This window comes from Pseudomonas edaphica, from assembly GCF_005863185.1.
GTDB classification, from domain to species: domain Bacteria; phylum Pseudomonadota; class Gammaproteobacteria; order Pseudomonadales; family Pseudomonadaceae; genus Aquipseudomonas; species Aquipseudomonas edaphica.
Window position 1 is genome coordinate 1 of sequence record NZ_VBVZ01000254.1, and the last position, 8,459, is coordinate 8,459.

The following is an 8,459-nucleotide window of genomic DNA, read 5'->3' on the forward strand; positions in this document are numbered from 1 at the left end:
ATGCAACACGCCCTGGCTACGCATGCAGCCTCCAGTGTTGCTCGGCGATACGTTTGAGGCACAGGCGCAGTTCGCCTTCCAATGCGCGGTCTTCGATCACCGGCGGGAAGTCTTTGGCCAGCTCGATATGCATGGCCGCCAGTGCGGGTGGCAGTGGGCGTGCGTCTTCAGCCTGGGCGCGCAACCACACGCCCTGGTTGGCGGCGAGCAAGGTGGCGGCGGCGACCTGTTCGGTCAGCTCCAGCACGCGGATTGCGTCGCGGGCGGCGATGGTGCCCATGCTCACCTTGTCCTGGTTATGGCATTCGGTGGAGCGCGAGAACACGCTGGCCGGCATGGTGTTTTTCAGCGCTTCGGCGGTCCAGGCGCTGGTGCCGATCTGCACGGCCTTGAAGCCGTGGTTGATCATCGCGCGGTCGGCCGGCGCGCCGGACAGGTTGCTCGGCAGGCCGTGGTTGTAACGCACATCCACCAGCAGCGCGAGCTGACGGTCGAGCAGGTCGGCGACGTTAGCCACCAGGGTCTTGAGGCTGTCCATGGCAAAGGCGATATGCCCGCCGTAGAAGTGCCCGCCGTGCAGCACGCGCTCTTCTTCGGCGTCGATAATCGGGTTGTCGTTGGCGCTGTTCAGCTCGATTTCAATGAACGAGCGCAGCCAGTTCAGGCTGTCGGCCAGCACACCCAGCACATGGGGCGCGCAGCGCAGCGAGTAGCGATCCTGCAAACGATGCAGCGGCGCAGTCGGCGCATCGATCGCCAGGTCCTTGCGCAGCCAGGCGGCCACTTGCATCTGCCCCGGGTGCGGCTTGGCGGCGAACAGGCGCTCGTCGAAGTGTTCCGGGTTGCCTTGCAGCGCTACCACGTTCAATGCGGTGATGCGCGTGGCCAGTTGCAGCAGGTAGTCGGCGCGGGCGAAGGCCAGGCAGGCAAGGCCGGTCATCACGGCGGTGCCGTTCATCAAGGCCAGGGCTTCCTTGGGGCGCAGCACCAGCGGCTCCCAACCGAGTTCGCGGTGTACGTCGGCAGCCTGGCGGCGTTCGCCACGGAACAGCACTTCGCGCTCACCGGACAGGGTCGCCGCCACGTAGGACAGCGGCGTCAGATCACCGCTGGCGCCCACCGAGCCTTCTTCCGGAATCAGCGGCAGCACGTCGTGTTCGAGGAAGGCATGCAGGCGCTCCAGCAACTCCACGCGCACGCCGGACACACCATGGCACAGCGACTGCAAGCGTGCGGCGAGCACGGCGCGGGTGGCTTGGGCGTCGAGCAACTTGCCCAGGCCGCAACCGTGGAAGGTGTAGAGGTGACGTGGCAACGCCTCGACGTGCTGCAACGGCACCGCCACCACGCAGGAGTCGCCGTAGCCGGTAGTCACGCCATAGATCACGCCTTCCTTGTCCAGCAGCGAGTCGAGGAACTGCGCGCCCTTGGCGATGCGCTGGCGATAGGCAGCGTCATCCTGCAATTGCGTGGGCGCCTGACGGTTGGCCAGGGCCAGCACGTCTTCGATTGGCAGGTGGCGTTCGCCAAAAATTACCGGCTCAAGATGCGGGGTCATCGGTCTTCCAGAAAGGGTAAAAGTTGAACCATTGTTGGGGCGCCTCCAGGCAAAAATCGCCCAGGCGTGCGGCGTAGCGGGCGGTCCACTGGGCGATGACGTGCTCGCGGGTGCTGCGCTTCCATTCGATCAAGGCGGCGAACGGCTCGATGGTCAGGCGATAGCGGCCATTGTGCTTGAGGCACATCAGCAGGTTGACCGGGCATTTAAGCAGGCCGGCCAGCAGCCACGGGCCTTGGGGGAAGGCGGCGGCATGCCCGAGAAAATCCACGCGCACCTTGCGCCCGCCGTGCAGGGGCACACGGTCACCGGCAATCGCCAGCCACTCGCCCTCGTCCAGGCGCTGGCTGAGCAACAGCATGGTCGCCGGGTCCAGCTCGCTGACCTGAATCAGGCGCAAATGCGTGGCCCCGGCCTCGCCCAGCAGGCGGTTGAATTGTTCGGCGTGCTTGGTGTGCACCAACACGTTCATGGTGACTTGTTCGCCAATCTCTGCGAGTGCGCGGCACACCTCCAGGTTGCCCAAGTGCGCGCCCACCAGCATCTGGCCGCGCTCGCCGCGTAACTGCCCGCGCAATTGCGCCGGGTCGTTGATTTCGATCTGTTCGATGCGCAGCTTGCCGTTCCACACGTCGAGCTTGTCGAGCAGGGAGTCGGCGAAGGCCATGAACTGGCCGAACACGCTTTTATGGCTGGGGCGCAACGCATCGCGCCCGCTCCAGTCGGCCAGGCGCTGCTGGTATTGCCAGGCACTTTGGCGCGCCGTGCGCCCGAACAGGAAAAAGTACAACACAATGCCGTACAGCACCGGGCTCAACAGGCGGCGGCCCAGCACTTTGGCCGCGAACGCGGTGAGTTTCATCAGCCAGAAGCTGCCGCGCTCTTCGCGGTCGGCCCAGTGTTTGGTGCTGTCGCTCATGCCTGCCACCGTCGCCACACAATCATCGGCGCGCGTACCAGCATGCCGAAGAACAGCCGGGTGTGCATGGCGCTGATGCGCACGTTGTCGCGGAACAGGCGGAAGTGTGACACGCCATCGGTAGGGTAATGCACTTGGGTTGGCAGCCAGCGCATCGGCTGGTTGCGCCAGGCCAGGCGTACCAGGATGTCGGAGTCGAAATCCATGCGCGTGCCGATGTACGCCGAATCCATCAAGGCTAGCGTCGGCGCCAGCGGGTACACGCGAAAACCGCACATCGAGTCGCGAATCTGCAGCGACAGGGTGTTGATCCACACCCACACGTGGGTCAGGTAGCGCGCGTAAAGGCGACCCTTGGGCACGCTGTCGTCGTATTCGGGGTAGCCGCAGATCACCGCGTTTGGGTGCGTGCGCGAGGCGTCGAGGAAGCTGTCGACTTCGCGCAGGTCGTGTTGGCCGTCGGCGTCTACCTGCAGCGCGTGGGTGTAGCCCAGGCGCGCGGCTTCGCGAAAACCGGCCATGACCGCGCCGCCTTTGCCTTGGTTGTTTGGCAGGGTCAACAAGGTGACGTGATCGAGCGTTGCCAGTTGCGCCAATACCGCCGCGCACGCCGGGCTGCTGCCGTCATCGACCAGCAGGCACGGCAGGCCGCTGTTCAACAGGCTGTGAACCACGGCGGGTACGGCGGCTTCGTGGTTGTAGACCGGGATGAGGGCGCAGGGGTTATGCATGCTGAACATTCCCAGGATTACTGCGACCCTTGTGGCGAGGGAGCTTGCTCCCGTTGGGCTGCGAAGCAGCCCCAGTCCAGTCGGCCGAGAGCATCCTGGCGCATTGCGGCGCCTGAGTTGGGAGCGCTTCGCACTCCAGCGGGAGCAAGCTCCCTCGCCACAAAAGCCTATTCACTTGGGGCCTCCAGCACGATCCGGCCGCTGGAGCAGGCCGCATCGCCGTTGCGGTACGCGAAGTACAGCTTGCCGCGCTCCGGATCGAAGCGCAGGTGCAGTTCAACCTGATCACCAGGGCGCACCAGTTGCTGGAACTTGAGCACTTCCATCCCGGCAAAGGTTGCGGGTAAATCGAGCAGTTGCTGGCCGAGGTTGAAGGCCCATTCCACCTGCACCACGCCGGGCAGCACCGGTGTGACCGGGAAATGGCCGCTGAAGTAGGCCAGGTCCGGCGGGATGCTCAGTTGCACAGTCCATTCGCCGTTGGCTTCGACCTGTTCCAGCACTTCGGGTGCTTTTGGGCGTGGTGCCAGCAGCAATGCCTCTGCGTCAGCCTGGGGCAGTTTGCCTTGGCTGTTCAGCGGCAGCTGGCGCAGCAAACGCCAGCGACGTGGCAGGGCCAGGACTTCGCAATGTTGGCTTAAATGCTCGCGCAGGGTTTGGGTGACGCTGCGTCGCCCCTGGTTGCGCAGCGCATGCAGGCCCTCGGCGCTCAGCACCACCAGCGCGCCAAGTGAAGCGCGATTTTCCTGCACCACGCCCAGGCGGGTTTCAGCGACCCAGGCGTGGGTCAGCAGTGCCTGTTCGAGCATGGGCAGGGAGATGCGTTTTTCTTCCAGTTTGACGATGCGGTCCAGGCGCCCGAGCAGCTCGAAGCGGCCATCGGAATGAATGCGCGCCGCGTCGGCGGTTTGTTCGATATGCCCGGCCGGCAGGTACGGCGAGGCAATGCGCAGGGCGCCGTCGGCATCCTGGCTCAGTTCCACATCGGCAAATGGCTGCCACGGCTGTGCACCCTGGCGCCAGGCGATGCCGCCGGTTTCGGAGCTGCCGAGGATTTCCGTCGGCCATTGCTGCAAGCGGTCGTACAGGCTGCCGGCGGCCTCCACTGGCAGCGCGCCGCCGGAGGAGAACACTCGCGACACTTTACTCAGTGCGGGCCAGTCGAGGTTGTCGCCCATGCGCTTGAGCAGTGCGGGGCTGGCGACCCAGGCAAATTGCGCATGTTCGCGGCTGGCGCGCTGCATGTCTTCAGGGAAGGCCAGTTGCTTGCGCACAAAGGTGCGGCCGGCGCACAGCGGCCACAACACCCGGAACAGCAAACCGTAGATGTGCTGGGTGGCCACGCTGCCGATGATGCAGGCGTCTTTGAGGCCTGCGCCCCACAGCGCTTCCAGCGCCGCCACTTCGTTGGCCAGTTGGCGCAGGGTCTTGTCGATGCGCTTGGGTTCGCCGCTGGAGCCGGAGGTGCACAGGCTTAATTGGCAGGCGTCGAGGTCGAGCGCGGCAGGGCTCAGTGGCGGCTGATACAACGCGTCAAGGTCGGCGGCCTCTACCAGCCAGGCGTCCACGCTGTCGTCCCAGCGTTGACGGGTCTGGGGCTGCAAGTCGGCAGGCAGCAGCACACTGACCCCGGCACGCCAGGCGCCCAGCAGGGCAACGGCCAGCACGCCTGCGTCTTCCAGGTGCACCGCCAAGCGCTGGATGCCGCGCGCCTGCAGGCCCGCCGCGAGGCTCAGGGCCTGCTCGCAGAGTTGGACGTGATCCATCGCAGGTTCGGTGGTGACCGAACGTTGTTCCAGCGCCTCAAGCAACAAGTGCTCAAGTTTCAACCCATTCATACGCGGCCTCGAACCCTTTGTCGTACCAGCCATTCCACGGCAAACAGCAGCCCCATCAGCCCGTAGGCGATGAGGCCGTTGTACAACGTCCACCAGCTCAGTGGCGCCCACAGCGTGAGGGCGGCGGCGAGCAAGCCATTACACAGAAAAAACACACTCCACACCACGGTGACCTGGCGCGTGTACACAATTGCTTTGGGCGGCAGCTGCGGGTCGGTCATGCGTGCAAGACGCTCGACCATCGGCGGCCCGTATTTGAGGCTCATGCCGAACAGCGCCAGCATGAACGCGCTGACCAGGCTCGGGTACCAGCGCAGCAACTGCGGGTTGTCGAACCAGGCCAACAGCAGGCAGAACACGATCACCGCCACGGCCATCCAGCGGCTGCCGGGGCGCAGTGCGCCGGTCAGCGCACGCAATAGCCACAGGCTGCCCAGCAGCAAACCGAATTGCCACGGCGCGAAGTGCTCGGTGCCGTAATACACCGCAAAAGGGTACAGCAGCCCCGCCAGCAACAGGCCAAGGCCGATAAGCCGGCTCATGCGGCAGGCTGGACCAGACGGTACACCGCCTCAACCACGTCGTTGACAGTGCGCACCGCCTTGAACTCTTCGGCGGCGATCTTCTTGCCGGTCTGGCGCTTGATATGGTCGATCAGGTCCACGGCATCGATGCTGTCGATTTCCAGGTCCTGATACAGGTTGGCGTCGAGGGTGACGCGTTCAGGCGGCAGTTCAAACAGTTCCACCAAGGCATCGCGCAGGGTGTTGAAAATATCGTCACGAGTTTGCATGGTCCGGTCTCAAGCTGCCTTTTTAGCCGTGACGAATGCCGCAAGGCTGGCCACATTGGTGAAGTGATTGCGCGTGTCTTTGGCGTCGGCATCGATCTTGATGCCGTACTTTTTCTGGATCGCCAGGCCCAACTCCAGGGCGTCCACCGAATCCAGGCCCAGGCCTTCGCCGAACAGGGTCTGGTCGCTGCCAATGTCGTCGGGGCTGATGTCTTCCAGGCCCAGGGCCTCGATGATCAGCGCCTTTATGTCGTGCTCAAGGCTGTGTTGGTTGCTCATCTTCGGCGAGCTCCTTAATGAAATAGTGATGCAGGTAATCGTTGAGCTTGCGTGAAGCCTGGGGCGCTGGCCCCAGTGTGGCAAACGCCTGTGGGTCTATATCGGCACCTACGCGCAAACTGAAGTGAAAACGGCGTTTGGGAATGCGATACCAGGGTTCGGCCTTGGTCAGGGTGGTGGGGCTGACCTTGATCACCACCGGGGTGATGATTGTCGCACCGCGCAGCGCAATGGCCGCGCCGCCGCGATGAAAGGCCGGTGCTACGCCGGGCGTGGTGCGCGTGCCCTCGGGAAAGATGATCAGCGTCTGGCCATCGCGCAGCGCATCGGCCGCGGCATCGAGCATATCGGCGCTGCCGTCATTGCTGATGTAACCGGCGTCGCGCACCGGCCCACGGGTGAACGGGTTCTGGAACAGGCTCTGCTTGACCACGCAGTTGGTCTGGCGCATCAGGCCGATCAAAAACACCACGTCGATCAGCGACGGGTGGTTGGCGATGATCATCTGGCCGGGGCGCCCGAGGTTTTCTGCGCCTTCAACGCTGTAGGTCAGCACACCGGCGCGTTGCATCATGCGGATAAACAGCCAGAACAGCTTGCTGATGGTGTGGCGGGCGCGGCGCTGGTGTTTAGCGGCACTGCCTGGCAGGCAACTGAGCAGCGGGAACACCAGCAAACGCAGGCACAGCCCGCCGACACCGAAGCAGAAGAAGCTCGCGGCGGTGGCGAACAGGCGCCAGTAATAGGCGTCCCGTGGCTTGTCGGTCAGGGCTTGCGTTGCCAGTTCCATACACGGTTCTTCCAGGCATGTTGGCAGGTGGCCCGCTCGGTAAGCAGGGTGCGCAGCAGGTTCAGGGCGTGGGGCCACTGGGTTTGACTGAGTTGGACAGCGCCGCTGTTTAGTTCCAGTTGCCACTCGTCGCCCGGGGTCAGCAGCAGGCCGAGGGCATAAGGGAAGGGCACATCATGGATCCAGTCGGCGTAAGCCGCAGGCGGTTGTTCTTCGGTGATCACCAGCAACACCGCCGGGGCGCCTTCGTTGAGCAGCGCGGCGGCTTCGAGCATGCCGTGTTCCAGGCCATCGCCAGCGGCGGCGAGGGCGGTCATTTCGCAGGTCTCATTGCGCAGGATCGACCACAGGCCAATCACCGCGTTATGCACCGACAGGCTGAACTGGGTGGGCGACAGCGGTTCGTCGTTGGCCAGGTCGCTGAGTATATCGAGGGTGCGCGGGGTTTCGCCGTGCCGGGAAACAAACACCAGCGGCAGGTCTTGCCGGCCCTCGGCCAACGGCCAGCCCACGCTGAACGCCATGCGCGCCAGCCGGCTCAGGCGGCGGCGCTGCATGGCGGGCAGGAACGACACATCGGGTGACGCATCGCTGGCCGGCACTAACACCGGAGCCTGGCACCAGGCGCGCCAGTCCTGCGCAGTCTCAAGGCCCGGAGCCCAGGCGCGCCATTGGTCGATATTGAAAGTGATCACTGAGAAGTTATCCCGCCCCTGCGGGCTTCCATGTGCAGCCGTTGGCCCCGAATACCGGGACAGGGAACAATGGCCGAATGGCGCGCATTATCCCGGTGCCGTGGGGTTCTAGCAAACTTTGGTAAAGATTTGTTCACGGATGAATACAATTTGCCGGAAAAGATTTACAGATTGTCCTTTACCCGTGCGGTGTGTGGATTGTAGGACTCCTCCTTTTGTTCGACAGGTGATGCGCCAGTGCATGGATGAACGAGGTAGCTAACAGGCGCTTTTGCCCTCTACACTCGGACATTCATTGATACACGGAGGTTTTTTCCATGCGGCGTGTGGTGTTCAATCAAAAAGGCGGCGTTGGCAAGTCCAGCATTGCCTGCAACCTGGCGGCGGTGAGCGCCAGTGAAGGCTATCGGACCCTGTTGGTGGACCTCGATGCACAAGCGAACTCAACTCAGTACCTCACAGGGCTGACCGGCGACGATATCCCGATGGGCATCGCCGACTTCTTCAAGCAAACCCTGTCTTCCGGGCCGTTTTCGAAGAAAAATCAGGTGGATATCTACGAAACGCCATTCGACAACCTGCACGTGATCACTGCGACCGCCGAGCTTGCGGACCTGCAGCCCAAGCTTGAGGCCAAACACAAGATCAACAAGCTGCGAAAGCTGCTGGATGAGTTGAGCGAAGATTACGACCGGATTTACCTGGATACGCCGCCTGCACTGAATTTTTATGCGGTTTCGGCGTTGATTGCCGCTGATCGCGTGCTTATCCCGTTTGATTGCGACAGCTTCTCGCGCCAGGCGTTGTATGGTCTGTTGCGTGAAATCGAAGAATTGAAGGAAGACCACAACGAAGG

10 protein-coding genes are annotated in these 8,459 nt (G+C 63.4%); 1 reads left to right on the plus strand and 9 read right to left on the minus strand.

All coding sequences use genetic code 11. The annotated features are described in order from the left end of the window. Positions 1-16 precede the first annotated feature (16 nt). The 9 genes from FEM54_RS17440 to FEM54_RS17480 all read right to left on the minus strand — a co-directional run bounded on the left by FEM54_RS17440 (position 17) and on the right by FEM54_RS17480 (position 7,603). On the minus strand, positions 17-1,558 hold the full coding sequence (locus FEM54_RS17440) for an HAL/PAL/TAL family ammonia-lyase (RefSeq protein ID WP_099548062.1): 1,542 nt from the start codon (positions 1,556-1,558) through the stop codon (positions 17-19). Next, positions 1,542-2,477, minus strand: a complete 936-nt coding sequence (locus FEM54_RS17445) for an LpxL/LpxP family acyltransferase (RefSeq protein ID WP_138452129.1) — start codon at positions 2,475-2,477, stop codon at positions 1,542-1,544. Before FEM54_RS17445 ends, FEM54_RS17440 begins: the two co-directional genes overlap by 17 nt. Next, positions 2,474-3,208, minus strand: a complete 735-nt coding sequence (locus FEM54_RS17450; protein ID WP_017138545.1) for a glycosyltransferase family 2 protein — start codon at positions 3,206-3,208, stop codon at positions 2,474-2,476. The genes FEM54_RS17445 and FEM54_RS17450 overlap by 4 nt, the downstream gene beginning before the upstream one ends. 167 nt (positions 3,209-3,375) lie before the next feature. Then, positions 3,376-5,046: an acyl-CoA synthetase family protein gene (locus FEM54_RS17455; protein WP_138452131.1), complete on the minus strand. Its 1,671-nt coding sequence runs from the start codon at positions 5,044-5,046 to the stop codon at positions 3,376-3,378. Continuing rightward, positions 5,043-5,588, minus strand: coding sequence for a COG4648 family protein (locus FEM54_RS17460; RefSeq protein ID WP_138452133.1), 546 nt, complete (start codon positions 5,586-5,588; stop codon positions 5,043-5,045). Before FEM54_RS17460 ends, FEM54_RS17455 begins: the two co-directional genes overlap by 4 nt. Next, positions 5,585-5,839: an acyl carrier protein gene (locus FEM54_RS17465; RefSeq protein WP_003187949.1), complete on the minus strand. Its 255-nt coding sequence runs from the start codon at positions 5,837-5,839 to the stop codon at positions 5,585-5,587. Before FEM54_RS17465 ends, FEM54_RS17460 begins: the two co-directional genes overlap by 4 nt. Before the next feature lie 9 nt (positions 5,840-5,848). Then, positions 5,849-6,118 (minus strand): phosphopantetheine-binding protein, encoded by a 270-nt coding sequence (locus tag FEM54_RS17470; protein ID WP_017138542.1) that lies wholly within the window; start codon positions 6,116-6,118, stop codon positions 5,849-5,851. Next, a complete protein-coding gene (locus FEM54_RS17475) occupies positions 6,096-6,908 on the minus strand; it encodes a lysophospholipid acyltransferase family protein (RefSeq protein WP_017138541.1) in 813 nt (270 codons plus the stop codon). Before FEM54_RS17475 ends, FEM54_RS17470 begins: the two co-directional genes overlap by 23 nt. After that, a complete protein-coding gene (locus tag FEM54_RS17480; RefSeq protein WP_138452135.1) occupies positions 6,884-7,603 on the minus strand; it encodes a beta-ketoacyl synthase chain length factor in 720 nt (239 codons plus the stop codon). Before FEM54_RS17480 ends, FEM54_RS17475 begins: the two co-directional genes overlap by 25 nt. 317 nt (positions 7,604-7,920) lie before the next feature. On the opposite strand from FEM54_RS17480, the gene FEM54_RS17485 reads away from it, so the two are divergent. Continuing rightward, positions 7,921-8,459, plus strand: a 539-nt coding sequence (locus tag FEM54_RS17485; protein ID WP_138452137.1) for a ParA family protein, incomplete at its 3' end; no start/stop codon positions are given.

What these genes read in the sequence shown, in the direction of transcription:
- FEM54_RS17440 (WP_099548062.1), bottom strand. Translation starts at nt 1,558, where the DNA reads ATGACCCCGCATCTTGAGCCGGTAATTTTTGGCGAACGCCACCTGCCA.
- FEM54_RS17445 (WP_138452129.1), bottom strand. Translation starts at nt 2,477, where the DNA reads ATGAGCGACAGCACCAAACACTGGGCCGACCGCGAAGAGCGCGGCAGC.
- FEM54_RS17450 (WP_017138545.1), bottom strand. Translation starts at nt 3,208, where the DNA reads ATGCATAACCCCTGCGCCCTCATCCCGGTCTACAACCACGAAGCCGCC.
- FEM54_RS17455 (WP_138452131.1), bottom strand. Translation starts at nt 5,046, where the DNA reads ATGAATGGGTTGAAACTTGAGCACTTGTTGCTTGAGGCGCTGGAACAA.
- FEM54_RS17460 (WP_138452133.1), bottom strand. Translation starts at nt 5,588, where the DNA reads ATGAGCCGGCTTATCGGCCTTGGCCTGTTGCTGGCGGGGCTGCTGTAC.
- FEM54_RS17465 (WP_003187949.1), bottom strand. Translation starts at nt 5,839, where the DNA reads ATGCAAACTCGTGACGATATTTTCAACACCCTGCGCGATGCCTTGGTG.
- FEM54_RS17470 (WP_017138542.1), bottom strand. Translation starts at nt 6,118, where the DNA reads ATGAGCAACCAACACAGCCTTGAGCACGACATAAAGGCGCTGATCATC.
- FEM54_RS17475 (WP_017138541.1), bottom strand. Translation starts at nt 6,908, where the DNA reads ATGGAACTGGCAACGCAAGCCCTGACCGACAAGCCACGGGACGCCTAT.